General features: G+C 45.2%; 24 protein-coding genes and 1 pseudogene. 10 read left to right on the top strand and 15 right to left on the bottom strand.

Annotated elements, in window-relative coordinates; genetic code table 11:
• Positions 1–26: 26 nt before the first annotated feature.
• The 6 genes and pseudogenes from D4N35_RS18575 to D4N35_RS01850 form a co-directional block, all read right to left on the bottom strand.
• Entirely contained in the window at positions 27–212 is a 186-nt protein-coding gene (locus D4N35_RS18575) for an RHS repeat-associated core domain-containing protein (protein WP_328591053.1), read from the bottom strand.
• 199 nt (positions 213–411) lie between these two features.
• The gene (locus tag D4N35_RS18585; RefSeq protein ID WP_306463611.1) at positions 412–756 is read right to left on the bottom strand and encodes a hypothetical protein; all 345 of its coding nucleotides are present in this window, start codon (positions 754–756) and stop codon (positions 412–414) included.
• Between the two features lie 62 nt (positions 757–818).
• Positions 819–1,196, bottom strand: a complete 378-nt coding sequence (locus D4N35_RS01835) for a DUF2750 domain-containing protein (RefSeq protein ID WP_120069093.1) — start codon at positions 1,194–1,196, stop codon at positions 819–821.
• Positions 1,197–1,208: 12 nt separating this feature from the next.
• Positions 1,209–2,555, bottom strand: a pseudogene (locus D4N35_RS01840) (polymorphic toxin type 8 domain-containing protein); the annotation flags it as partial.
• Between the two features lie 15 nt (positions 2,556–2,570).
• A complete protein-coding gene (locus D4N35_RS01845; protein ID WP_120069098.1) occupies positions 2,571–3,761 on the bottom strand; it encodes an RHS repeat domain-containing protein in 1,191 nt (396 codons plus the stop codon).
• 9 nt (positions 3,762–3,770) lie between these two features.
• Positions 3,771–4,118, bottom strand: a complete 348-nt coding sequence (locus tag D4N35_RS01850) for a hypothetical protein (protein ID WP_120069101.1) — start codon at positions 4,116–4,118, stop codon at positions 3,771–3,773.
• Positions 4,119–4,184: 66 nt separating this feature from the next.
• Between D4N35_RS01850 and D4N35_RS01855 the strand changes: the two genes are divergently transcribed.
• Together D4N35_RS01855 and D4N35_RS01860 are read left to right on the top strand one after the other, a co-directional pair.
• Positions 4,185–4,676: a YajQ family cyclic di-GMP-binding protein gene (locus D4N35_RS01855; RefSeq protein WP_120069104.1), complete on the top strand. Its 492-nt coding sequence runs from the start codon at positions 4,185–4,187 to the stop codon at positions 4,674–4,676.
• Between the two features lie 88 nt (positions 4,677–4,764).
• Positions 4,765–5,628: an SDR family oxidoreductase gene (locus D4N35_RS01860; RefSeq protein WP_120069106.1), complete on the top strand. Its 864-nt coding sequence runs from the start codon at positions 4,765–4,767 to the stop codon at positions 5,626–5,628.
• Between the two features lie 81 nt (positions 5,629–5,709).
• Here the strand turns inward: D4N35_RS01860 and D4N35_RS01865 are convergent, their stop codons facing one another.
• The 5 genes from D4N35_RS01865 to D4N35_RS01885 all read right to left on the bottom strand — a co-directional run bounded on the left by D4N35_RS01865 (position 5,710) and on the right by D4N35_RS01885 (position 12,795).
• Positions 5,710–7,230 carry an alpha-amylase family glycosyl hydrolase gene (locus D4N35_RS01865; RefSeq protein ID WP_120069109.1) on the bottom strand — a complete coding sequence of 507 codons (1,521 nt, stop codon included), beginning with the start codon at positions 7,228–7,230 and terminating at the stop codon, positions 5,710–5,712.
• 456 nt (positions 7,231–7,686) lie between these two features.
• Positions 7,687–9,123 carry a vWA domain-containing protein gene (locus D4N35_RS01870; RefSeq protein ID WP_120069112.1) on the bottom strand — a complete coding sequence of 479 codons (1,437 nt, stop codon included), beginning with the start codon at positions 9,121–9,123 and terminating at the stop codon, positions 7,687–7,689.
• A 1,132-nt stretch (positions 9,124–10,255) separates the two neighbouring features.
• Positions 10,256–10,627, bottom strand: coding sequence for a YisL family protein (locus D4N35_RS01875; RefSeq protein WP_120069115.1), 372 nt, complete (start codon positions 10,625–10,627; stop codon positions 10,256–10,258).
• 91 nt (positions 10,628–10,718) lie between these two features.
• Positions 10,719–11,615: a fumarylacetoacetate hydrolase family protein gene (locus D4N35_RS01880; RefSeq protein ID WP_120069118.1), complete on the bottom strand. Its 897-nt coding sequence runs from the start codon at positions 11,613–11,615 to the stop codon at positions 10,719–10,721.
• Positions 11,596–12,795: a DUF418 domain-containing protein gene (locus tag D4N35_RS01885; RefSeq protein ID WP_120069121.1), complete on the bottom strand. Its 1,200-nt coding sequence runs from the start codon at positions 12,793–12,795 to the stop codon at positions 11,596–11,598. The genes D4N35_RS01880 and D4N35_RS01885 overlap by 20 nt, the downstream gene beginning before the upstream one ends.
• Before the next feature lie 242 nt (positions 12,796–13,037).
• On the opposite strand from D4N35_RS01885, the gene D4N35_RS01890 reads away from it, so the two are divergent.
• The 6 genes from D4N35_RS01890 (at position 13,038) to D4N35_RS01920 (ending at position 15,515) form a co-directional block, all read left to right on the top strand.
• Positions 13,038–13,259 (top strand): spore germination protein, encoded by a 222-nt coding sequence (locus D4N35_RS01890; RefSeq protein ID WP_120069123.1) that lies wholly within the window; start codon positions 13,038–13,040, stop codon positions 13,257–13,259.
• 21 nt (positions 13,260–13,280) lie between these two features.
• On the top strand, positions 13,281–13,487 hold the full coding sequence (locus D4N35_RS01895; protein WP_120069126.1) for a spore germination protein GerPB: 207 nt from the start codon (positions 13,281–13,283) through the stop codon (positions 13,485–13,487).
• Positions 13,488–14,092: 605 nt separating this feature from the next.
• Entirely contained in the window at positions 14,093–14,707 is a 615-nt protein-coding gene (gene gerPC / locus D4N35_RS01905) for a spore germination protein GerPC (protein ID WP_164876261.1), read from the top strand.
• Positions 14,697–14,870 carry a spore germination protein GerPD gene (locus D4N35_RS01910; protein WP_120069133.1) on the top strand — a complete coding sequence of 58 codons (174 nt, stop codon included), beginning with the start codon at positions 14,697–14,699 and terminating at the stop codon, positions 14,868–14,870. Before gerPC ends, D4N35_RS01910 begins: the two co-directional genes overlap by 11 nt.
• Positions 14,871–14,886: 16 nt before the next feature.
• Positions 14,887–15,285 carry a spore germination protein GerPE gene (locus D4N35_RS01915; RefSeq protein WP_120069135.1) on the top strand — a complete coding sequence of 133 codons (399 nt, stop codon included), beginning with the start codon at positions 14,887–14,889 and terminating at the stop codon, positions 15,283–15,285.
• An 11-nt stretch (positions 15,286–15,296) separates the two neighbouring features.
• Entirely contained in the window at positions 15,297–15,515 is a 219-nt protein-coding gene (locus D4N35_RS01920; protein WP_120069137.1) for a spore germination protein, read from the top strand.
• 95 nt (positions 15,516–15,610) lie between these two features.
• Here D4N35_RS01920 and addA read toward each other — a convergent pair whose 3' ends face one another.
• From addA to D4N35_RS01935, 3 genes are all read right to left on the bottom strand, one after another.
• On the bottom strand, positions 15,611–19,357 hold the full coding sequence (addA, locus tag D4N35_RS01925) for a helicase-exonuclease AddAB subunit AddA (protein ID WP_120069139.1): 3,747 nt from the start codon (positions 19,355–19,357) through the stop codon (positions 15,611–15,613).
• A complete protein-coding gene (gene addB, locus D4N35_RS01930) occupies positions 19,347–22,841 on the bottom strand; it encodes a helicase-exonuclease AddAB subunit AddB (RefSeq protein ID WP_120069141.1) in 3,495 nt (1,164 codons plus the stop codon). Before addB ends, addA begins: the two co-directional genes overlap by 11 nt.
• Before the next feature lie 173 nt (positions 22,842–23,014).
• Positions 23,015–23,623, bottom strand: coding sequence for a TVP38/TMEM64 family protein (locus tag D4N35_RS01935; protein WP_120069143.1), 609 nt, complete (start codon positions 23,621–23,623; stop codon positions 23,015–23,017).
• A 183-nt stretch (positions 23,624–23,806) separates the two neighbouring features.
• Here D4N35_RS01935 and D4N35_RS01940 point away from each other — a divergent pair, with 183 nt between their 5' ends.
• On the top strand, positions 23,807–24,187 hold the full coding sequence (locus D4N35_RS01940) for a YhjD family protein (RefSeq protein ID WP_120069145.1): 381 nt from the start codon (positions 23,807–23,809) through the stop codon (positions 24,185–24,187).
• A gap of 11 nt (positions 24,188–24,198) precedes the next feature.
• On the opposite strand, the gene D4N35_RS01945 is transcribed toward D4N35_RS01940, so the two are convergent.
• Positions 24,199–24,750 carry a competence protein ComK gene (locus tag D4N35_RS01945; protein WP_120069147.1) on the bottom strand — a complete coding sequence of 184 codons (552 nt, stop codon included), beginning with the start codon at positions 24,748–24,750 and terminating at the stop codon, positions 24,199–24,201.
• 229 nt (positions 24,751–24,979) lie between these two features.
• On the opposite strand from D4N35_RS01945, the gene D4N35_RS01950 reads away from it, so the two are divergent.
• Positions 24,980–25,207: an IDEAL domain-containing protein gene (locus tag D4N35_RS01950; RefSeq protein WP_120069151.1), complete on the top strand. Its 228-nt coding sequence runs from the start codon at positions 24,980–24,982 to the stop codon at positions 25,205–25,207.
• Positions 25,208–25,230 lie beyond the last annotated feature (23 nt).

The raw sequence follows: 25,230 nt of genomic DNA on the forward strand, positions 1-25,230 counted from the left end.
TTATTATTGGCGAACGTATAGCCGTTTTATGTCAGGAAAACGTCATCGTCGCCGGGATCCGGGTCCATTGACAGGAAGTCACCATGGGTCGGATGGAAGTAGCGTGCCATCAAGTAGTATAAACCCGTTTCCTCATCATATTGATAGCCTGCATAGCGGAAGGGGTTTCCAGTGCAATCCCGGTCCGCTTTGCCTCCAATGGATTGCCCCAACTGTCGTATGAGTAACTGGCGACTACGTTTCCTGACTGGTCCGTTAAGGCGATGACATCACCGCGCGGGTTGTAATGGTAGTAATAGGTGGCTGTGACTGTATTTCCGCTGTGTTTGTTCAACGCGAGCAATTGGTCGTCTGCACTATACACATAAGAACGCTGGAATTGGTCATTGGCATTCGTTTCACACAGGACATTCAGGCTGTCACCGCATAAATGTAATTGGTGATGGTGCCATTTACTATCTTTTGGATTCTCCGGCCGTCATCGTCATACTTGTATTCTCCAAAAGGAGTGCTTTCCCCTTTTTTCCTAACGGATACTAGTTGGTCGGACAAATTCCATCGGTACGTATTGTACCGTCTCCAAACAGTTCCCAGATTTGACCGTAATGGATGATGGTCAAAACGGGAACCGGTTGATATCACTCTGTTTGTGGACATGGAGATAATTTGGTCGGCTCGGTCATATACATAAGTGTTTCCGACAGCGTTGGGCACGAGAATACATTCTGACATTGTCCAATAAATATAAATAAACATATGTAAAATCCCCATCTAAAGACAGATGGGGATTATTTTACTCTTATCTTGCTAGGATGGACTCAGTAGTTTTCTAACTCTTCCTCAATATCCTCCATAATTTTATTTATTGGAAGAGTGATTGAATCTATATTGTTATAAAATATTGATATGCTCACTCCGTCATTCAGCATGCCAGGTAACCAATTACCAACAAAATCTTCTAAATCTATTGATTCCGGAGTAGAGTTCTCCCATTCCTTAATGGCACATAATTTTGCGTGCTCTTTTGTAGGCCAGAAATGCAACATTAAACTGCCATCGGACGCCTTTGAAGTAACCCAACCTTTTTCATTACTTAAAGACCAGACTTCTTCAAAGTCAACAATTTTTTTGATAAAATACTCGTACCTCTTACGCGGCTCCATTTGCATTGTTTTTTCGATTTCTATCTTATTCAATTAGTGACCTCCTCAACGTTTCACATATTTCCATCTAACGTTTTTATTTTTTCTACCCTTACCATATCCATCATAGAAGTGCTGTAATCGATGGTTCCTTATAACTTGTAGGCTTGAATGTTTGTAACTTGCCCCCTTTCTAGCTTCATAACTCCTTTTATGAGCTAACTCGTATCCTATTGGAACGCGAATATTTTTTCTTTTTCCGTTTTTTATGTGCCTTTTTTCATTCCGAATCCAACCTCTTACATGCTTCGGCTGTTTAGGGTCATTTATCAATGACCTCAACTTTGCTTGTTTTCCTTGCCTACCAGTGCCCTTTGCAAACCTATAGACTTTCTTCGCACCCTTAAACACTTTCCCTGGGCCAAAGTTGGAAGCGGCTGCCCCTGCAACACCTTTCCATCCTTTCCCAGCTCTATAAGCCTTATATCCATCATAAGCCGCAAAACCGGCATTCACCGCTAACCAGAACCATTTTCCATCAGGATCGACCATCATTATGGGGTTGTTATTGGCATACGTATAACCATTTTGCGTCAGGATATCGTCGTCATCACCGGGATCCGGGTCCATTGACAGGAAGACGCCATGTGTTGGATGGTAGTAACGAGCCATCAAGTAGTAAAGTCCGGTCTCCTCATCATATTGATAGCCTGCATAGCGGAATGGATTTTCCAGTGTAATCCCGGTCCTTTTTACCTCCAAAGGGTTGCCACAACTGTCATAAGAGTAGCTGGCGATAACGTTACCTGATTGGTCCGTTAAGGCGATGACATCGCCGCGCGGGTTGTAATGATAATAATAGGTCGCAGTGACTGTATTCCCACTGTGTTTGTTCATGGCCAGCAATTGGCCGTCGGCGCTGTAGACATAAGAACGCTGGACCTGGTCATTGGCATTCGTTTCATACAGGACGTTCAGGCTATCACCGTCATAGATGTAATTGGTGATGGTGCCATTTACCTTCTTTTGGATTCTTCGGCCGTCATCATCATATTTGTATTCTGCAAAAGGGGAGCTTTCTCCTTTTTTCGTGACGGATACGAGTTGGTCGGCCGCATTCCATTGATAGGTGAACTTCCCATCTTCCAACCGGTTCCCGTTTTGATCGTATTTGATGGTTTCGTTCCCGTAAGAAGTCAGCTGGTTGAGCATGTTGTAAGTCGACGTAACGGCTGCCTGGCTGCCGATCTTTTGATAAATCCGGTTGCCGAATCCGTCGTACTTGTATTCATTAACGGAACCGTCTTTCTTTGTCTCACGGACAAGCTGGTCCATATGGTCGTACGTGTATGTTTCTTTCTTCCCGTCATTATAAAGAATTTCCGTTCGGTTCCCGTTGGCATCATAGGTGTATTTTTATGACGGTCGTCATGGCTCCGGTTGACGTGTCCACTTTGTTTGTGGACATGGAGATGACCTGTCCGGCCGGGTCATAGACATAGGTGGTGCCGACTCCGTTGGCGGGGAGTAGGTTGTCACATTGCCCAACTCGTCATAGTCGAGCCGGAATGTTTGGCCGTTATTTTTTACGACCGTATTTTGTTCGAGTTTATTATACTCATAGCTCATCGTTTGAGCCGTTCCCTTGTGCGAGAAACTTGTGGACTCCAGCTTGTCGGAGTTGGCCGGATATTTCCAGGATACCGTCTCAAGGATGGCATCATTCTTTTTGATTGTCTGGTTCGTCATCCGGTTCTTCGTATCAAATGCCTGCTCTTTTTTCAGTTGATTAAGAGAGTCGGCAATCAATGTTTCGTTACCGTTTTTATCTTTGACAAATTCAAAGGCCAGGCTGTTGTTATAGTAGATTTTATCGATGCGATCCGCGTTGTCATACGTGTTTTTAATGATTTGCCCGTTTGGCAGAATCGTCTGTACCAAATTATCGTTATCGTCATATTGATAACTGGTCTTGTGATTCAATGGATCGGTGACCGATGTCACTTTATTGTCTTCGTCATATTGATAGGTGAAAGTTTGTCTTTTTTCGCCGGCACTGATGGTTTTCGCGGTATTGTTTCCGTTTTTGTCATAGTCGTAGGAAACGACCGACGCATTAGGGAGGCTGAGCGTCTTTAATCGATTATTGGCATCATACGCATAGGTTTTCTTATTGCCTTTTGGATCCGTTTCCTCCAGCAGATTTCCGACTTCATCATATTTCTTCTGTGTTTTGCGGTTGAGGACATCCGTCAATGCCTCGGCATAGTTTTTCTTTGCATCATACACAGCCGAAGAGAGGATGTTTCCTTCGATCAGCCGGATCGAATCAAACCATACGGTACCTGCATTATTCCCCTTAAAAGTCGGATAGATTTCAACTGATTGTACCGCCTTTGAGGGATTGATATAAATGGCCGAGCGGTTCCACTCCTGTGTGCCGATCGGGAACATGGCCTGTTTATCTTCTGACGTTCCATCCGCATACACAATCTTTGCCCATAATGAATAATCTTTGTTCGGCCCATTGTCCACCGTGTTCGTTACTTTGCTGCTTCTTGACATCCCTGTAACGGTAAACGGCTTGGGAGATTCAATGGCTTGATTGATGTTAAACACTTATTTGTATTAAATGCCGTCCTGGGCAGTTGTTCGGGTCATTTTAAGGGATGTCTTTCCATCGTAAGCATTTGCCTGATCCACTGTGGCTGTACCGCTTGTTTTCGTCCAACTCGTTAATCCATTCTCAAAGCTGCTGTTTCCGATCGGATTATAAGGGGATGAGACATCCGCTTTTTCCAATTGGATGCGGTCAAACCATGCTTCTCCTGAAGAAGTTGGACTGTTGTGGTCGATTTCCAAATATAGCCGCACGTTATTGACATTGGACGCCGTTTTGAAGGTCACTTGCAGCAAAATTATTTGATAATAAACGATGTATTTTCCCTCGATAGTAAGGATACTTGGAGGAAACACTTTTTCCTTATTGTCCTGCCCTCCCCTTTCACCTATAATGAAGGAAAAGCGGTCCGGAGGTAGATTATGGCAAAGGAAAATTCATTTGACATCGTATCCAAGGTTGACCTTTCCGAGGTGACCAACGCGATTAATATTGCAATGAAAGAGATAAAGAACCGATTTGACTTTAAAGGGAGCAAAAGTGATATCACTTTGGAGAATGATGAGCTTGTACTCATTTCTGACGATGAATTTAAATTGTCGCAAGTGAAGGATGTTTTGCTTGGAAAATTGATCAAGCGTGATGTCCCTGTAAAGAATATCCAATACGGCAAAATCGAAAGCGCCCTAGGAGGCACCGTTCGCCAACGCGGCAAACTCGTTCAGGGCATTGATAAGGAAAATGCCAAGAAAATCAATACAATCATTAAAGAAAGCCGGCTAAAGGTAAAAAGCCAAATCCAGGATGACCAAATACGGGTTACCGGAAAAAACAGGGATGATCTGCAGCAAATCATCAGTGCCATCCGCTCTGCAGACCTGCCGATCGATGTACAGTTCATCAACTATAGATAAATCAAATTGAATATTTCATATGCGAATGGGTAAATGATACATGTATCCATTCGCATTTTTTATGCAATAGATCAAGGAGGGGCTACGCATGAGCGAAAACAAAAAGCAAACGATGCCCGAGCAGGTCCAGAATCATCAGCCCGGCATAGAGTCGGAAATGGATCCTGTTCCCAAATCCGTTGATCCGGGATACCGGGGAAGCGGAAAGCTCGACGGAAAAGCGGCGATTATCACCGGAGGAGACAGCGGGATAGGAAAAGCTGTTGCCATCTATTTTGCCAAAGAAGGGGCAGATGTTGCCATCAGCTATTTGGAAGAGGACCAAGATGCGAAAAACACAAAAAAACTCATTGAAGACGAAGGAAGAAAATGCCTGCTTATACGCGGTGATGTCGGTGATGAAGCCCATTGCCGGCGGATCGTAAAACAGGTGATCGACGAATTTGGAAAAATAGATATACTTGTCAACAATGCGGGCGAACAGCATCCGAAAGAGAGCCTTCTCGAAATAACGGATGAACAACTGCAAAAAACCTTTAGAACAAATGTGTTCTCGATGTTCTACTTGACAAAGGCCGCTCTCCCTCATCTGAAACAGGGAAGCAGCATCATCAATACCGCATCCATTACAGCCTATAAGGGCAGCCCGGGTTTGATCGATTATTCGGCGACTAAAGGTGCCATCGTATCATTCACCCGCTCTCTTTCGGCATCCTTGGCAACGAAAGGAATCCGTGTGAACGGGGTAGCGCCGGGACCGATTTGGACACCCCTGATCCCATCGACTTTTTCAGCGGAGCATGTCGGGACGTTCGGTTCAACCCAGCCGATGAAAAGGCCTGGGCAGCCGCATGAACTGGCACCGGCTTATGTTTATCTGGCCTCAAATGACGCAAGCTACGTGTCGGGGCAAATGATCCATGTAAATGGCGGAGAAGTGCTTAATGGTTGAGAACAAAATTATCCACATTAAAGCATTCCATAGTACGCTTAATATTCATAAAGAAGCTGCCGAAAATTCGGCAGCTCAGCTTTACTCATATGGATTTCGCTTTTTCCCTCTTTTCCAGGCAAAATACATAAAGAGGCCAAAGACGATAAATACGGCAAAAATCGAAAAGATGAACGGCACATTGTAACCTGCCTTATCAGCAAGCTTGTACACTTCCATCATTTCCCTGTCTACAACGATTTTATAGTTACCGTTCTCGCTTTTTACCAGATCAGAGGCAAACAATCCCCGCAGCTCTTTATCATTCTCAATTTTTTCTGACGGGATCACTACGGTCTGGTCCTTCGTCGTATTATTAATGGCGACTACAACCGTTTCACCCTCATATTCCCTCTTAAAAACAAGCATCCCGTCTTTCTCATATAAAAGCTCCATATCCCCGCGGCTAAGCGCCTTCTGTTCCTGCCTGATTATCCCTACACGGCCGATAAATTCCATCAATTCCTCATCGGCCCGAAAATTCATCACCGGGACATTGTCAGGAGGCAAGTCCCCGTTCACCGCAATTTCGGTACCGTAGAAAACGACCGGGACTTCCGGCTGTGTATACAGATAAAAAAGTGCAAGCTTCCACCGGGCTCCAGGGTATTGTTTTTTGTCCACCATATCTTTGGTATACCTGGTTGAGTTTCGGTCGTCGAAAAGGGCTCCCAAAGATTGAGGGTCAGGATAGACTGCACTATTCTTTTCCCATACATCCATCAATGACTTTGAAGATACATCTATAATGGAATAGGAATCTCTTAAAGGCTTGGTCAAGGCCGAATCAACGACGCCGGCAATTCCCGCTTCCTGGTACTTTTTCAAGTCTTCAGTGCCTTCGCTAGCTGTCCCGGTTAAGTAAAAGTGATCATTTTGCTCTTTTACGGCAGCAGAGAAGTCTTCCCAAAATTCAATTGGCGCCTGGTCAATTCCTGACAGGCTGAAGCCGTCAACTCCTGTTTCTCCGATCCACCATTTGGCTGCATCGATCAGATACCGTTGGACTTCCCTGTTATTCAGGTCAAGCTGCGGCAGTCCATTCAGCCATTTATTATCCGAATCCATGGCTTCTGTTTTGAACCAATCCTTCTTGGATGGATCTTTTGTCCATGGATGGTTCTGTCCCACATGAGTCGTCACAAATTCAAACATGATCTTCATATCTTTGTTGTGAGCTTCATTCACAAGCTCCCTTAACTCGTCAACCGTTCCGAAGTGAGGATCTGTCTCATAGAAGTCGTTGACCCATTCCCCGTGAAAACCATTTTCCTCATTTTTAAAAACAGGTGACAGCATGATTGTCGTAAATCCCATATCTTTCAAGTAATCCAATTTCTGGATGATGCCCCTGAAATCTCCGCCCTGGAATTTATTGGCCGGGTCGGAAAGGTCGACTCCCTCATCATTGCTGTTATCCCCATTATTAAATCGGTCCACCATAAGTGAATACACGATTTCATCTTCCCACAATCGTTCTTCTTTTTTGTCGGCACTTGCTGAAAAGGCGGCGGAAAAAAGAAGAAACGGAATCAGCAGGAAAACCAGACTCTTTTTGCTCAAAACCGTAACCTCCCTATAACATCTACGCCTTTAAGATTAGCCTTTTCACCCGCCTCCGTCAATTTTATGCATCGAGACAATGCGTTTTTTTACCGCTTTGCAGAACGCCTGGCTTCAAGCAGTTCTTCAATCAGTACCTCTGAAAGTAGAAAGAGAGACTCAAAATGTATTGACTCTTCGTACCAACCGCTAAATGAGCTTTATAGTCGTACCAAAAGACACTTTTCCCCTCTGCAAGATGCCTATATTCGAGGACAAAGATACTCTCTGCAAACAATTCACACCATGGAAGCCATCCGTTCGTGGCTGAATGAAATGTTAGATGAGGATCCTTTTACCGGAATAGAGCTTGTACTGGATGAAAAAGAGAGAATTATTGCGGTTATTGACAAATAAATGAAGGGGGTGTCCGAAAAGTAAAAATGATTTCTGCGCACCCCCTTCCCTGTATTCTTTTTATTTTTGTGAATTCCGGATTTTATTCATCCGCTCGCTCCACTCATTCACCCGATGAATGACTGCTTGGCGGTCCGCCTCCAGCTCATCGTGCTTTTTGGTCTCCATGTCTTTTGATATTTCTAATGATAAATCTGCTTTCTTTTCAATTAGCTTCTTAATTTCTTCGTATATTTCAGGAGAGATCATTCCTTCTCCCCGGATACTATCCAGAGCAGAGTAATAGCGGTTTTTCTCAGCCACGCCGGCGTTATAAATACGGCTTTTCAGGCTGTTCACAGCCGTTAATGAATCATAGGATTGACCCCAATGCTTGATTAATTCATTCGATTTGCTCATTACCTCCAAAAAGGATGGAACCCATTTTTTCTCAATGGATCCGTTTAATTCTTCAATCGTTTTGGCAGAAATATATTCCCCGTTGCCGGCGGCTGCCACTTTTTTGAGGGAGCTTTCCCCGGAAGTATCTACATCAAAGCCGATTATATTGACAGCCCTTCTCTTGTCTTCATCAGCAAATGCTTTTGCTTCCGCCGACGGATCGCCATTGCATGTTTCCGCACCATCGCTGATAATATACAAAGTGACCGGTTGTTTTAAACCTGACATGTTCTCCCTTGCTTTTTTAATCGCATTCGCAATTGGTGTCCATCCCTTTGCTTCTACACCATCAACCGCTTCAGTGAATTTCTTTGGATCAAAAGGCTGTAGCGGATACACCTCATCAATGGTTGTACAGGACAATTCCTTATCCTCGTCATTTTGCGTTCCGGCATGCCCATAAACAATGAGAGAAACATCATGCGTCCCGCCGATTGTATTGGCAAACCGGGTGGCCGCTGACTTTGCCACGTCCATTTTCTGTTTTCCTTCAATATCAAGCAGCATGCTTGAGCTGGCATCAAGAAGAATTAATACTTTGCCGGGATCCCCCTGCCCCTTGTGGCTTTCCAGTTCCTCGGGTTCTGGCAAATAAGGTTCATACCAATCCATTTTATAATCTTCCAGCTCTTTAATCGCACGCCCAAAAGCTGAACTTCCAATATAGTATTGCATGGCCTTAAAGATCGTTTCCGGATCCTGTACCGTTCCTGTAACTTCTCCCAGCTTATCCAAAAGCTCTTCCTTATAGTCACCAAGACCGATTTTCGGCCACATATTGGTTTCTTCTTCAAAAGGAATATCATTCGTCAAGATTCCTCCAGGCTGGGCGGCTAATTCTTCCTTTGTTTCAGGAATCTTTATTCTTTCAAGTTCGGAAAGGTCCATTTCCGATGCTTTCCTATTTTCTCCTTCACCCGGCTTTTCCTCTTCAGCAAGAGAGCTTTCAGAAGAATCCGGACGCGCCGCCGGTTTTGTTTCATCCTCAACTTTTTTGCCGGAGCATCCCCCAACCAGGATAATCATAGTATAAAGCAGAAGCCATTTCCGTAACATGGATTTCCCCTTCCTGTTCCTTCATCTTATTTCATCCATATTAGCAAGTCTGCATATGCTTTTCTAGGACCTTTTGTCGTATTTTACGAACGACTGGCAGAAGGCCCGGTATTTCAATGCCGAGATGAATGCCAGTAGCATAGATTTAAAAAAGAAATCGGTCCTTGCATTTATTTTTTAAATATTATATTATTAATACACAGAACGTGAGTTCGAAAGATATAACCTTTGTCGTGATGAAACCCACGAAAGATAGGCATATCTCCTGTCGCAAGACAGTGGATGCAAATGTCTATTGGTGTTGTATAGGTCAAACACCGGATGCGTACGTTAAATTGTGAGAGCCGACCGCAAGGGAAGCCTCGAGCGAGTCCCTCGTTCGACAGAACGATTTGTGCGCGAACGTCGTGTGGAAAAGCTCCAGTCCGCAGCCAGAACCTCATCCGGAAAGGGAAAAGCACAAAGTACACACGCGCCATTGCGATTTACCGCAATGGAACCGTGACCCTTTAGGGTCCGGGAACCTCCCCATTTCAATGGGGAGAGGTTTCAGTGAGGAAGAATATTTAAATGCTGAAGTTTTTTTGATTTCCATATCAGAACAAAGGCGTAAGCGCCTGTTTAGCGACGTACAGACTGGAGCGCTTAAGACGAGATAAAGGATAAGGAAAGGCGGAGAGTGCCTGCTTATCGGCGCAAAGCTAGACGAGCGCTGAAGAAGGCGTAGTTTGCCTTCAGCAGCGATTGGCTTAATCCTTGCGCCGATGGCTCTCGCAGCCGGACAGCACGCGCAGCGGAGCGGAGCGATGTTGACTTATCGTAGGAAAGCTACTACTTGAAATGGCCTCGTGTGATGCTTCCTTGAGTTGGGGTCGTGCAGCTTTGCGACGAGGTGAGCCAAACATCCTCGAATAAGCTACGCCGCAGGAGCACACCAGGCGTGAAGTCTGCTAGTCGATAGGCGCTGGCCCCCTTAAAGCGCCACGTCCTGTGGCGCCGGCGACACTAGGACCTCCTGTCCGTCGGAGCCGGACGCAGCACTAATTGACAAATAAGTTACTAACAACCTGAGCATTTTATAATTTCCTAAACAACAAAAAAACCGCTGATCATCAACGGTTTTTTCCAATTTCTATGAAAGCATATTCCATCCGAGCGGTAATTTCAGCCCCAGGAAAAAAGTGATGGCCAGGGCGATGACAAATACGGCCCAAAGAATGCCGGTATTCTTTCCCTTCCCCGTTCTGACAAGAAGCATTTCCATCATGACAATGACAATGACGCCGCCCAAGAACTTTACTCCGTAGAGTGCAGGATTATAGCTTTGGTGTTTTGAGAAAAGAAGCACTCCGGTTGCGATAATCAGCAAATAAAAGACCCGCAGTATCATTTGCGTGATTTTGGCACCTTTATGATTGCCGCCTTTTTGCAGCACCAAAACGACGACAAATAAAATGAGAGCAATTGCCCATGTTGTGATGTGGGCATGAGTCGAATCAAACATATAAACTTCCCTCCCGAAAAACGTGTTTGCTGTTTCCATAGATTCCCTTTCAATCTTATCATACTAGCATTGGCGGACAAATGGAAACATGCTATTTCACAGAATTGTGCAATTTGCCGATGCCTTCTATCGTAATCTCGATCTGATCCCCGCTTTTTAACATACGCGGAGGGTTGAAGCCTTTCCCTACTCCTGCCGGAGTGCCGGTGGCAATGATGTCCCCAGGTTCAAGCGTCATTCCACGTGACAATGTAGAAATAATTTCTTCCGTCGGAAAGATGAAATGCTTCGTGTTGGAATCCTGCCTGACTTCACCGTTGACTTTCGTCTGGATGGCAAGTTCATTCGGATTATCGATTTCTGAATGGTGCACAATCCATGGCCCCATCGGACAGGTGGTGTCGAGACTTTTTCCGATGAAAAATTGCTTATGTCTTTTTTGAAGATCACGCGCTGTTACGTCGTTAAGGATTGTATAGCCGAAAATATAGTCGAGCGCTTCATTTTCAGGAATATTTTTCCCTTCCTTTCCGAGGATCAAAGCCAGCTCTCCCTCATAATCAAGCTCATTGGTCACTTCTGTGTGAGCATCGACAGGCGCTTCATGCCCGATAACAGTTGTAGGAGCTTTGGTGAAAACCATGATATGCTCCGGTATATCCGCTTCGCTCCCCATTTCTATCGCATGGTCGCGGTAATTTTTTCCGACGCACATAATATTTTTTCTTGGCCTCGGAATAGGCGCCATCCATGTGATACTTTCCAACGAATGCAAACACTCCTCTTTTCCATTTTGCACACCCCACTCAACAAGCTCTTTTACATTTTCGTAAAATTGGCCGCCGCTTTCGATACCTGCGAGAATGGAAGCCGGCATTTCCTTGCCTGCTGCCTCCGCCAATGCAGGCACATCCCAAACCTTTTGGCCGCTGTCGTCAACAACTCCATATTTTTCTGTACCTTCAAATTTAAAGCTCATTAACTTCATTGACTGCACCTCTTTTTTTATTATTTCCATATGTTAAAAACCGCCAAAACTTCTCAATGGGCCCCTGTTTAAATTTGGCGAGCCAGATTTCGGCGAATATTACTTGAATAATATAAATGGCAAAAGCAAGCCAAGTCCCCGTCGCCAGTGAAACTTCTCCGTAAAGCCCCAATCCGTAATGATAAAATATCAATGTCCCGATCACGGACTGCATGATATAGATCGTAATCGACATCCGTCCCGCTGAACTGAGCGGATGCAGCCATTTTGCAGCTTTGGCGCTCCTCATAATTAAAACAATGGCGGCTACATAGGCCATGCCGAGAATGGGCCCGCCAATTGCATCTTGTATGTATTGAAAACTGATGGAAAGACCTGCGAAAAAAGGCAGCATTTTTACGGCAATACCGACAGGAAGGGCAATAAGTAAAATGACAAGCCACTTCTTCCACTGGCTGCCTGCTTTTTCCAGCCATTGCATTTTCCCGGCCCCTGCCCCGATCATCAACATCGGCAATATTAAAAACAGATATATGATAAGGCCACCCGATAAATTGCTCGCCTTCCAGTCTGCAATCCTCTGGATTGTAATATCCATGAAGCTCCCGCTTGAATATGTGATCTCAGCCTGTTGGAGGCCCGCAATATCAATATAATCCGCGAGGGATGCAGTATCAAACAGTGACGCTAGGACAAGCATGCCCGAAAGGAATAGCTGCGGCAGCAAATAAAGCGCCCAGCCCAATGCCATCAGCCATGGACCGGACAGCCTCAAAAACATGAGCAGGACCATTCCCATCAACGCATATGTAATCAAAATATCTCCATACCAAATAAAAAAAGCATGTATGATTCCAAAAATGAGCAGAACGGAAAGTCTTCTTAAACTGATTTTCCAAAAAGAAGTTCCCCTGATTGCGGAACGCCTCTGCATGATCACCAATCCATAGCCAAACATCATCGCAAAGATCGGATAAAAACTTCCCTGTACCAGAACATCCAGCCACGCATACACTGTCAGGTCCCCATACTTCCACCATTCATATGGATTATAGTAACCATATGGCGAATGGAAGCCGATCATATTCACCAGCAGAATCCCCAGCAGGGAAAGACCCCTGAGAACATCGAGAGCCTGGATTCTCTCCATTGCATTTACCGGTTCCAAATGTTTATTCATCGCAACTCCTTTCAGGCCATTCCAAGCCCCCTTATGAGAATAGTTTCATAACCCTTCCGTATTTCTTTATACCACCATCGTATAAGTTTGTCTAAAAAACTACAATCAATAATACTTGCTGCGATGAATTTTTTGGATGGAGGCTATCATGCATAAAATAGAAGCAATATCACCAATTCGATTTTTTTTCATAAAATACATTGCATGGATCAATACGGAGATATGGAAGGATGTGAACGGTATTGCCCGGATTCGTTGGTGCCGTTCAAATTATCAATGTAAATACAGGAGCGACATTCAATATTGGGGATGTTTTTCAAATCCATCCGATTTCCTATGCCAAAACGTTTGCGGGTGCAGGATCATTTAATACAGGTGAAGGAATCAGGATTCGGAACCAAAACTCTGCCACTAACAGTTATGATGCCGACGGGCTGGATCAGGGCATCTTATTGAACCTATAAATAATGGCACAGGAGGAAGCCATGATTGTAAATGTTCAGCAGACCATTCATATACAAATGATCAAAATCGGCGGTATTACCAACTCTTCGGTGCTGCAAATCGGTACTGCGGGAGTCATAACCCCTTCTTCCCATTTATATAATACGGGCGGTTATACTACTCCTGCTCCTGCTGCAACAGGCGAAACCGAACTGGCGCAGCAGGAAATCAGCTTAATTCCATTATAATTAGAAAAGCGCAAGCGCCTTGCCCATCGACGTACAGACTGGAGTGGCCTCCGACGAGATAAAGGAAACACGGCGAGGAACGAGCCGATGTTGACTTATCGTAGGAGGAGGTGCGAAGTCTGCTAGTCGATAGGCGCTGGAGCTAGACAACAAAAGGCTTTGTTCAAAATTTTAATGCTAAAAAATCTTATGCTTCCTTACTCTGAGAACAAAGGCGCAAGCGCTTGTTTAGCGACGTACAAACTGGAGCCCTCCGCAATGAGATAAAGGAAACACGGCGACGAAGGCAGGCTCAAGCAGCGACGTCCTGTCGCTTCGCCTGCACTAGCACATCCTGTGCGTCGGAGCCGATGTTGACTTATCGTAGTGCTCTGAGCAACTTCCTCGAATAAACATCCACGCAGAAAAAGCAAAGCTTTTTCGAGGAAAGGAGGTCGAAGTTTGCTAGTCGCTAGGCGCTGGCCGCCTTAAGGCGCCACGTCCTGTGGCGCCGGCGACACTAGAACCTCCTGTCCGTCGGAGCCGGACACAGCATTAAGTGACAAATAAGTTACTCACAACCTTAGCATTTTATAATTTTTAAAAAAGGGTGGTGGATGTACAAAATGCAGACAAATTACACGATGCAGCAATTATATTTCTTCATAGAAAGGCAGCAGAAGGAGATTACCCAACTGAGAAAGTCAATCCAATTCCTGACAAATGAACTGAAACAAATGAAAGAAAAGCCCGCTGTGACTGTGGAAAGGCTAGAATATAAGTTTGACCAGTTAAAAGTGGAAACATTGGAGGGAACTTTAAATATCGGTATCAACCCTGCTGACCTGGATTCTGTGGAAGATTTTTCAGTACCGCCAGGGTCGCAGCAAACCCAGGCTTTTGTACGCCATCCCGACCTTTATGATGAGACACTGGAAAAACTGAATCATTATATCGATAATGAATTGGACACCCTGATAAAAGATACAGAAAAACAGATCGGCAGGAATCTTGAAGAGCCCTATATCGACATAATCAAGGAAGATATCCGCAAACAGATTCCCGCAAGAGCCGATCATTATCTGGGCTTCTTCAGCGCGCAGCCGGGCGCAGATCTGAAAGAAGAAGAATTGTACGAAAAAGTATACAAGACATTACTGGCGGATATTAACAAAGCTGTACATGGCTTCATTTCTCAAATTCCAAATCAACAGGGAGGGGCGAACCCCCATGGAACTTAATGTGGTGAACCGTGAATTATGTGTCGGGCAGATCCGGGTGATCGGGGTGAGTGCTTCATCCGTTCTGCTGGTAGGAGATGCGAATACAATCCAGTTGGCGTCCGTTTTTGACACACCGCCGGAATCTTTGATCATCGGGCCTTTTGTTCCTCTTTCCCGTTAAATAAGGAGATGCAATTATGCCGCTAAGAGGTTCTGTCGTAAAGACAATGGATATTAAAAGTATGATCTTCGGCTCCGTCGTTGAAATCGGCGACACTGTACATTTGAAAGCATTCACAGATGCTTTGGCTGTTCAGAGAAATAAAGAATTGTTTTTTGTCAACGAAGGCAACTTCAGAAATTACAATGCGTTCAACAAGCCTATCCCAATCCCTTCTCTTCCCGTTCCGCCGCCGTCTATTACAAAGTATAACGAGTGTCCGGATATCAAAGTCGGCAATGTCCATATTATTACGATTTCTTCATCTGCCATCGTGCAAATAGGCACTACAAATCATATTAATACTGAAGCAAGGGTTCTTCATATTCGGCAGATTTCCCCTGGGATCCAAAAGGATAGCATAAAAAAAAGATAGGGAGATGACAAATGCCTGCAATCGTTGGACCAATCCAAATTTTTAATGTCGGGGGAGGCGTTGTTCACTTTGGAGACACAGCTGTCATTTCTCCAAAAAGCGCCTCAAAAACGTTTGAAGGTTCCGGTTCTTCCAGCACCGGCGGTTTTATCGTCACGAATAATGGAATCAGTGGAACTAATACACTTGATACAAACCTGGTTGACCAGCCGACTGTCGGCAATAACTAAGCCAGGGGCCAGGCCCCCGCTGCGTTAACGCGCTAAAGCGGACAAAAAAGAGTGCCAAGGAGGGGCTGATTCGCCTCCAACTTGGCACTCTTTTATTATATTTTTAAAATGTGGCCGCCATCAAAGAAATATAGATACTTCTCCTTCACTTTCTTCTTCCAGATTTGTTCGATAGCCTGTCCATATAAATGAATTTGCATCTGATATCTTTTTTCAAGCACCCTCTTAGCCTGATCGAAGCCTCCCGGAAACCGGCCGCTGATAGCATCCGTTTTGTAATCGAGCAATACGGCGCCATCCTCTTCCAGCACTATGCAGTCAATCATTCCCTGGACAATGACAGATTCGTCTTCACCATCCCAGTCGGAGTAGACTTCTTTTGCCTGGATACCCATGGTGAAAGGCACTTCCCGTTTAGTTTCGGACGCTTGCAGAAGCCGCCTGCCCAGATCACTTTGAAAAAACTGTACAATTTGCTCCACTGAAACGGAATCCGCCTGTTCAAGCGTAAGAATTTCTTTTTGAATCAAGTCGTCCAGCAGATGTTCAACAGACATCAGTGTCGGAACTTCATTAAGAGGGATATGCTGCATGACCGCATGCATGACTGTTCCGCGTTCAGCCGGCGATATGGATTGCTTTTCAAGAAACTTCGGCTTATTAAAAATCGGGGCACTCGTCCGAGGGCTTCCACCCATTAACGTTGCAGCGCTGGCCTCATCTTTTATTTCCGCCATTCTCTTCAGCTCCGAAACCGTTTGTTTGGACATCCTCTTTGAAGCAATCAAATGAGGATAACTCCAACTGAGCCTTGAAAACACCTTCTCCTTCAAAGGTGATTGGATGCTGCTGGGCAGCCCTTCCTTCACTGTCTCAAGCCAGACGTCAGGCTCTTTTGTCTCTTCCTCTTCTGTCCGCTGCAGGATGGAAGCAGGCAATATATCCACTTTCCACCTTGAAGGATGACCGCTGACATCCCCATTATCAGCCGGGGAGCGGGCAATGCTGCAGTCTTTGTGCCTGATGATCGCAGGTCCGATCCAATCCATGAATGCCGTGGCGGATGCCCGGTCAAAATCCTTCAGGAGCCATTCTCCCCCAAGGCTTCCTTTAGACCACTTTTTAATCTCTTTTTCCAGGTTTTTAACGATTCCAACAAGGTACAGCTTTTCCTTTGCACGCGTGAGGGCTACATATAAAACTCTCATTTCCTCTGCAGCAAGTTCCATCCTCTTTTTTCTTTTCAATGCCAGTTGGGGCAGGGATGGATAAGAGATCCGCTTTTCCGAATCAATATATTTGCTGGCAAAGCCGAAGTCCTTATCGAACAAAAACGGGCTGTTGATGTCCTTCATATTGAATTGGCGGCCTAAACCGGCAGCAAATACAATCGGAAATTCCAATCCTTTGCTGGAATGGATCGTCATCAGCCGAACAACATCCTCCTGCTCTCCCAGTGCACGGGCTGCCCCTAAATCCTTACCGCGGTCCTGCATCCTTTCAACGAAGCGCAGGAAGCGGAACAAACCTCTGTAGGACGTTTCCTCATATTGGGAAGCCCGGTCATAAAGTGCCCTCAGATTGGCTTGTCTTTGCTTTCCGCCGGGAAGCCCGCCCGCAAATTCATAAAAGTTCGTATCCCGATACAACTGCCAAATCAAGCTGGAAAGCGCCCCGCTTCTCGCCATACTCCTCCAGCCGTGAAGGTTTTCAATGAATGAAATAAGCTTTGTTCTTATCCTCTCGTCGGCTGCGTCACCCGGATTTTTAATGAATTTTTTTACAGCTTCATAAAAGCTGCCCTTCCTGAAGTTCACCCTGATTCGGGCCAAGCTTTCTTCGTCAAGGCCGACAATAGGAGAACGCAGGACCGCCGCCAACGGTATATCCTGATCCGGGTTGTCGACGACTTTCAGAAGCGATAACATCACCGTTACCTCTGTCGCTTCAAAATAACCGGACGAAAGATTCGCATATACAGGAATTCCTTCGTGTTTGAATTCATCCATGATATCCTGAGCCCAGGTGAGGGATCTCATCAGTATGACGATATCTTTATACTGTGCCGGACGATGCAGCCCGGTTTTCGGATCATATACGGGCCTTTCTTCATCGATGATCTCCCTGATTTTCTTGGCCAAAAATCTGGCTTCCAAGCGGGACTGCTCGATTTCCTCTTCATCGAATCCTCCCTCTTGGAGACTATTTTCTGAATCGGGCTCTTCCGATTGATCGATAATTGCCACCTCTATCGGGTAAACGTCATCTGAAGGATAACGTGCACCGGGAACAAGCTCGGCATCTTTGTTGTAATCAATTTCCCCGACATTTATTCCCATGATCTGCCTGAATAAAAAGTTCGTGCCGTCCAATATTTCTGCCCGGCTCCGGAAGTTTCTGGACAGGTCAATCCGAAGGCCGTTATTTTCTCCATCAGGGGTAAACCTGGTGTATTTCTCTAAAAACAGATTCGGCTCGGCCAACCGGAATCGGTAAATCGACTGCTTCACATCCCCGACCATAAATAAATTCCCGTCGGATTCACCGTCGGCCGAAATAAGCTGAAGAATCGTTTCCTGAACCATGTTTACATCCTGATATTCGTCTACAAGCACTTCTTTGAACTGATTCCGGTATCCAAGGGCAATTTCTGAAGGTCGGACTTCATTATCCGAAAGATCGCCGTCCACTAAAATATGCAGGGCAAAATGCTCAAGGTCAGCAAAATCAACAATGCCTCTCTCTTTCTTTTCAAGAGCGAAGCGGTCGGCAAATGACTTTACCAAATGGACCAGGGCCTGGTATATCGGATGCATTCGGCGCATGTCACGCAAAAAGCTTTCCGCTTCTCTTGAAAAAATATCCTTGGCCGTCTTTTCCAAAATACCCTTTGCTTTTTTGCGAAGTGCATCGGCATCTTTCAGAAGTTCTTGGTCATATTCATCCCCGCGGCAGCTTTTCGCTCTGGTAAACTTCCAGTTGTTCATCTCGCTGTGGAGACTTGCCCAGCTTTCATTTGCTGCTTTTTGCATACGGCTTACTACTTCCAAATCTTCCAGATAGTTGGCAGCCCTTGGAGCCGGGCCTCCCGGCATTTGGGTCATTTCATAAGCCTCTTCAAGCAATTGTCTTGCGCCTGTAAGCTGCAGCTCGATATCAGACAACAATATCTGCGTAAATGGAAGCTCCTGGATGCCGGTACCTTCCGGAACATCATACATGTCAACAAGAGCGTCCAGCCAATGGTCCGGATACGGGTGAGACCTGGAGAAATCGTATAATTTAAGTACGAGTACCTGAAGCTCTTCATCACTCCGGTCCCCTGTAAAAGTATCGACCAGCCTGAAAAACTGATCATTCTTCTCTTTTCCGTATTCTTCTTCAAACAGATCATCCAGGACTTCATCACGAAGGAGGGCGATTTCATTATCGTCAGCCACCCGGAAGCGAGGATCGATATCAATCATGTAATAATGCTTTCTTAATGCATCGAGGCAAAAGGAATGGAGCGTTGAAATGGATGCTCTGTTCAGAAGGCCGAGCTGCTTCCTTAAATGGCCGGATTCCGGCCGCTCATTGATTGCCTGGGTCAGCGCGTCCCCTATTCTCGCTCTCATCTCTGCTGCTGCGGCATTTGTAAAAGTAACCACGAGCAGCTGGTCGACATCAAGCGGATCTGTCTCTGCAATTATTTTTTGGATGATCCGCTCGACAAGCACTGCGGTTTTTCCGGAACCGGCTGCCGCTGCCACCAATATATCTTGGTCTTTTGCAAAAATGGCTTTCCACTGCTCGTCCGTCCATGTCTTATTTTCAGGCTTAATTGGAATATCAGTTTTCAAGTTCTTCACCTTCTTCCCGGATACGTGTGATGACAGTTTCCCGCTTCTCCGGCTGGATCAGCCGGAATTCATTTTCCGGCAGAGCCGGGTCAAACTGGCACACCGGTTTGTACAGACAAAATTTACACGGCGTTTTATCCTTCATCCGATATGGGTCTATGTCCACTTTCCCCGATATGATTCCATTCCCCGACTGCTGATAAAGGGAGCGCACATGGCGCCTCAGCAATCCAAGCTCTTCCTTCGTTGCGGATTTCGATCTCGCACTGAGCGTACCGTCTTTTTTTATCCCCGCCGAAATGATATTGGATTCGCCTGTCTCCAAGGAAAAATCCATCAGGCGGACGAGCTCTGGATCTTCCAGGACCAGTCCTTTCATCCTGAACTTCTTGAATATTTCTTCCTCTATTTCAGATAATGTCATGATTTTATCAGTCTGGATCATCGGGTTATGCAGATGGAAATAAAATACGCCCGCTGGAAATGCTTCTTTTCCGATCAATTGCTTTGAATAAGTGATGATAATGTCCAAATACGTCAGCATCTGCAATGAAAGCCCGTAATAGATTTCACTCAGATCCAGCTCTCTTGCACTGGATTTATAGTCAATGACCCGCAAATAAATCCCATTGTCATTCTCCGCTTTATCCACGCGGTCAATCCGGCCCTGCAGTTCCATCTTCATTCCATTTTTCAATGTGAAGGCCAAAGGCGGAAGCTGCTGTTTCGGACCAAAGGCCAGCTCTAATCCGACAGGTGAAAAGCCGCTTTCCTTCGCATGCCCGCTCATTGCATAAGATGCCCTTCCAATCACCTGTTCAAGCTTTCTTTTAATATAGTTATAGCGGTTGGAGCTTAACAGAATGTGATTTTGAAGTTTGGGCGCCAAAAACGCAACGGCTTCCATGGCCAGTTGTTCACATTGTTTTTTCGTCAGGTTTGCCCACTTCAAGTTGTTTTTGTTCACCTGGTCTGAAATCCACTTCAAGGCGGCATGGAATAAGTCACCGATATGCGGCGCTTCAAGCCTAAAAATTTCACGGTCGCGGAGCTTTAAGCCGTGCAATGCAAAGTGGGAGAAAGGGCAGCTGTTAAAAAGCTCCATTCTCGATACACTTGCGGTAATGCTTTCCCCATACAGGTCTTTGCTTGTATCTTCGGAGAGCTTTTTCGTCCCATTCTTAAAGAACAGGCTCGACAGGATCCTATCAGCCTTTCTTTTCCAAAGCGGGTCGGACATGTAAAAGTTGTAGACATCCCACCAAAACGGCTCAACAGGATAATTTCTTTTCTTTAGGTTCAATTGACCCGTCAAATAGGCCGCTGCCGAATCAGGGTGGGAGATGTATTCAAATTGATCATCGCCGCTTAACTCTGCCGGATCATTCACGGCAGTTGTTTCAACTATCTCAGGAAACATTCCTTTTATTCTTTCAATATACGGTGATGGCTGGAGAGCTTTTCCCTCATCATCCGCCAGAGACCAGGAAAGCAGCAATTGCTCCTCCGCCGAAGTAAATGCCCTGTAGGCGACGAACTCCTCATTGAGAAGTCTTCTTCTGCTGTCAGGGGCGATATTCATGCCGGCATCCATCAGCGATGCCCGGTCTTCATCCGAAAATACTCCCCCTTCGCTGAACTTGGCGGGAAGGACGCCATCATTCAGCCCGGCGACGAATGAAACCTTAACGTGTGAAAGGCGAGACTGCTCAAGGTTTGCCACAAAAACTTGATCAATTGCCGGCGGAATGAGGGAGAACTTCATCTCTTCCAGGCCGGCGTTAATCACCGGGATGAAATCTTCCAATGTCATTTTTGTATCCCCGAGTATTTCCACAAACTGGTCGAGCAGTTCCATTACCCCATTCCAAGCCTGGTCATGTTCTCTTGATGCAACAAGCTGTCCTTTTTCTTCTGCATCTTCACTGAGCAGTTCCAGTTTCCGGGGAATTTCAAGCTCCTCCAAAAAGAAATAGACGGCTTCGCACAGTTCCCGTCCTGTTTCAGCTTTTTTCAGGCGCCTTGCAAGCCTGAGGATGGGCAGGGCGACAATATCCCTTGATACAGCAAGCTCCTTTTCAATTTCCTTTTCTTCATCCGTCTGCACCATGCTGTCCAATTCTAATCCGCGGAAACGGCGGTATGTCCATCTGTCTTTTTTCGTCCAGCCATTTCCTTTGATCCCATAGGCCAGGACATAGTTTTCAAGCCTGTCCATCTGCTCCCGAAGACTGTTCAAATCACCTTCCGTCGGAAAAAGCAGGTCGGTTTTTATGGCACGGAACACGTGCTCATATCTCCAATTGCTGCTGATCACTTCCAGTACGGATCGAATAAGTTCAACAAGCGGATGGTTAAGCATGGAGCGCTTTTGGTCGATGAAGTAAGGAATATCATAATCATAAAAGATCGTTTCCATTTCACCCTGATATTGATTCCCGTTTCGCATCAACACCGCGATATCCTTGTACCGGTAGCCTTCCTCCATGACGAGACGCCGTATTTCCCTTGCAATCCCTTCGATTTCCGCACGCCTGTTGACGGACTGCATCAGCCTGACGGCAGGCCTGCCGGAATACTGGCCCGCCGGCCTGTCGGCATGCCGCGATTCCAGGAATTTCAGGCTGTCATGTTTAAATTTAAAAGTTTCCCTAAGGATCACATCATCTTCGACTGCTATCCCCCCCTGGGATGCCAGTTCATATAAATTTTCATATGTTTCTCCCGTCATCCTGAATAAATATAGTTCATCAGGCGTTTCACTTTTGAATGGACGGTCGAGCATAAGGGACACAGATACACGGCTGCAAACAGTCAAAAGGCGTTCGATAACCAAATATTCCTGGGGTGTGAAACTATGAAATCCATCTATATACACTTCGGCATTTTTCAGAAAACGGGATTTATCAATCGACTCCGCCAGCAGGCGCAGGTAATCGTTTGAATCCAGATATTTTCCCGATAGGGCATCTTCATAATGCCTGTAGATCAATTCAAGGTCATGCATCTTGTCAGCAAGCGCTTTTTGAGATTGGAAAAAGCCCACTTCTTCCCTCTTTTGGGCGAGATCTTCCGGCTTGACGCAGTAATGTTTGAACTCCGTAAATATCTGTTCAACTTCCTGAATGAATCCTGTTTTATCGGACGCCTGCCTGAACAGCTTCAACTCATTTTTATGTTCTTCAATTATTTTTTTTATGAGCATATTCAGTCCGGTGCTGGTCACATGGTTTCGGCTTGCTCCGCCGGTTTCCTGAAAAATGCGCCATGCAAGCCGGGTAAAGCTGTATACCTGTGCACGGATCATTCCCGCAAGGCCCTTTGATTGGACCAATTCATATTCAGATAAAAAAGTCATTTGCTCCGGGACGATATACAGGATCGGAGGGCCATCAGGCTGCTCTGCCAGCTTTTTTCTGATTTCATCCTGGATTAAAGTTGTTTTTCCCGTTCCTGTACGGCCAATGACAAAGCGTAGTGACATGCTTTCAACCCCTCTTTTATTGAAAAAACATCGTTTTAATTTTTCTTATATGGATTATACCATATACGGAATGCAAAAAACGAACATATATTCCCTGTCGGCAAGACGAAAAAAAGCCGCTATATCCTGCAGCAGCTTCCATTTATGCGTTTTTGGCATATATGTATGTATAACTATCCCCGTTCATATTTCTTTTGTTTCAGCTTTACTTCAATCCGCTTCCCGATATACCACAAAATCGCGATGACCCCGAGAGCAATCCCCGTCCTAATCGGCTGCCTGATCAATGAGATGACATCGTAGCCGATGAAACTCATGATGAAGATCATCACTGCTTTTCCTGTCAATACGGCCAGCATGTATTGATAAATTCCGATCCCTGAAAGCCCCGCCACAATATTGACGACCGCCGATGGAGTAAACGGGAAGCAAAGCAAAAGAAACAGCGGGCCGAATCCGCGTCTTTCCACCCATGCCGTCAGGCTCTGCACCTTGGTGTTTCGGCGGAGAGGCCCAAAAATTCTTGCTTCGCCAAACCTTCTAATAAGGAGGAATACAACGTAGGCTCCTCCCGAAGCCCCGATCCAGGAAAAAAGAAAGCCCCATCCCAGTCCAAAGGCATTGGCATTTGCCATAACAAATAGGAAAAGCGGCAGAAAAGGGAGAAAAGCCTCCAAAAAAGGAAGCAAAACTCCTGGAAGCGGGCCGAATGAGCGGTATTTTTCAATCAGTTCAATTATATTTTCTATCGTGATCCAGTCTTCGAATGAGAACAAATCCATGAACATTCCTCTATTCCAAGCAGGTAAATGGGCCAGCAGCTTGATTTCTTATAAATTATATCATAGCCGGGCCTGCTTGTTCTATCCGGCATCTTGCAGCAGGAAAAATTTTCAGCTTGCTATTTTTTTCATCCCTTAGTAAGATAAATAGAGAACATACGTTCGCGAAAAGGAGACTGCTCAATGACAAGAATTCCGGAGAATGAACGGGATATCATTGAACAAGCGATCTATTTGCCCATGCTGCTGACAGTTTTACAGCGTGATTTGTCCGTTGTTGAAAAAAGCCCGTTCAAACTGCCAAAGCCCTATCAGCATTTGATTGAAAGCACCATACGGGAAGTGCAGAAAGAGCTGGCGGAAGTAAAACGGTATTTGCACAAAAATAACATTCGGGTGGAACGGTTGAAATCGGACGAAATTTTTACGATGTACTTGTTCCTGTATAAGGGATACGAAGAACACCATAATTACTTCAATCCCCGGCTGCGAAACAGGGTCGAAGAATTAATGTCCCTTTATTTAAGCCCCCGTTCCTTTCAAAAAAAAGAGAAGAAGGCGTGACTGCCCTTCTTCTACTCGTTGATCCAATAGGCTCCATTAGGCTCAGATGCCCGGTTATGTAATAAGTGAGCCGGTTTTTTGTTGAATTTTTCCATTCTCTTCATATTCTGTGTAAACTTGATCCTGAGCATGGCTGTACGCGAAACCTGATTTTCCAAGGAATAAAAAGAAACCGGGAGATCAAAGCTTTCGCTGTTTTGGAACGTGACGACTGTTGCATAAGGACCATTTTTTTCATAAGAAGCAATATAATCATGGGAAATCCATACACATTGAGGACTAGCCGGTGATGCGGTTGGAAATAGATAGATGGAAGTATAGGGGTCTACAATGATGGGTGCCTTGTAAGTGATGCCGATTAACTGTTTTGTCCCATCCCTCCTTCCGCTGTAAGAGCTTCCAAAATATGCACAGCTTCTTTTTACAATGTCAAAGGGTCTGCAAGAGACTAAATAGCGGGCGCCTGCTTCAATCACTTCCGAGTATTCATCGCCCGCCGGCCGAATCATCATCGTATAAGGATTAATTTCATAACTTGACAGCACTCTGCCTTTTTCCGCCATTTTTCTGCCCCTTTCTACAGCATTAATACAATTTGCCTATAATAATAACATAGATTCCCAAAAATGTCATCAAAATTCTAAAAAATCAAAACGTATTTTAGGATAAAAGAACCATCTGTATTTTTTTAATAAAAAAGCAAATGAAAAAGCATCAGAAAATTTAAATTCCTCTCTTGTGTTTTTGCCTAAATCCGTGTATAATTAAAAAAAGGTTCCGAGGTGATCATCGATGGAGAGGAAGAAAACTTATCAGGAACTGTTGAAAGAGTACACGATGACACAGAATCAAAAAGAAGCTAAAGCGTTGGAATGGTACACAGAAATTTTCCTAAATGATCTTTTGCAAAAGCGAAGAGAGGAACAGCTGCGTGCGGAAATTGATCTTGCGCTGGATCAAAGAGACGAGGAAGCTTTTATGAAGCTTTCAAAAGAACTCATAAGCCACATGGACAAATAAAAACTCATCCCCCTTTAAAAAGG

This window comes from Siminovitchia fortis (assembly GCF_003605365.2).
Taxonomy (GTDB): domain Bacteria; phylum Bacillota; class Bacilli; order Bacillales; family Bacillaceae_C; genus Siminovitchia; species Siminovitchia fortis.

Coding starts and splice junctions, on each gene's coding strand:
- D4N35_RS18585 (WP_306463611.1), bottom strand. CDS start 756: ATGTTTATTTATATTTATTGGACAATGTCAGAATGTATTCTCGTGCCC.
- D4N35_RS01855 (WP_120069104.1), top strand. CDS start 4,185: ATGGCAAAGGAAAATTCATTTGACATCGTATCCAAGGTTGACCTTTCC.
- D4N35_RS01860 (WP_120069106.1), top strand. CDS start 4,765: ATGAGCGAAAACAAAAAGCAAACGATGCCCGAGCAGGTCCAGAATCAT.
- D4N35_RS01870 (WP_120069112.1), bottom strand. CDS start 9,123: ATGTTACGGAAATGGCTTCTGCTTTATACTATGATTATCCTGGTTGGG.
- D4N35_RS01875 (WP_120069115.1), bottom strand. CDS start 10,627: ATGTTTGATTCGACTCATGCCCACATCACAACATGGGCAATTGCTCTC.
- D4N35_RS01880 (WP_120069118.1), bottom strand. CDS start 11,615: ATGAAGTTAATGAGCTTTAAATTTGAAGGTACAGAAAAATATGGAGTT.
- D4N35_RS01885 (WP_120069121.1), bottom strand. CDS start 12,795: ATGAATAAACATTTGGAACCGGTAAATGCAATGGAGAGAATCCAGGCT.
- D4N35_RS01895 (WP_120069126.1), top strand. CDS start 13,281: ATGATTGTAAATGTTCAGCAGACCATTCATATACAAATGATCAAAATC.
- gerPC (WP_164876261.1), top strand. CDS start 14,093: ATGCAGACAAATTACACGATGCAGCAATTATATTTCTTCATAGAAAGG.
- D4N35_RS01910 (WP_120069133.1), top strand. CDS start 14,697: ATGGAACTTAATGTGGTGAACCGTGAATTATGTGTCGGGCAGATCCGG.
- D4N35_RS01915 (WP_120069135.1), top strand. CDS start 14,887: ATGCCGCTAAGAGGTTCTGTCGTAAAGACAATGGATATTAAAAGTATG.
- D4N35_RS01920 (WP_120069137.1), top strand. CDS start 15,297: ATGCCTGCAATCGTTGGACCAATCCAAATTTTTAATGTCGGGGGAGGC.
- addB (WP_120069141.1), bottom strand. CDS start 22,841: ATGTCACTACGCTTTGTCATTGGCCGTACAGGAACGGGAAAAACAACT.
- D4N35_RS01935 (WP_120069143.1), bottom strand. CDS start 23,623: ATGGATTTGTTCTCATTCGAAGACTGGATCACGATAGAAAATATAATT.
- D4N35_RS01940 (WP_120069145.1), top strand. CDS start 23,807: ATGACAAGAATTCCGGAGAATGAACGGGATATCATTGAACAAGCGATC.
- D4N35_RS01945 (WP_120069147.1), bottom strand. CDS start 24,750: ATGGCGGAAAAAGGCAGAGTGCTGTCAAGTTATGAAATTAATCCTTAT.
- D4N35_RS01950 (WP_120069151.1), top strand. CDS start 24,980: ATGGAGAGGAAGAAAACTTATCAGGAACTGTTGAAAGAGTACACGATG.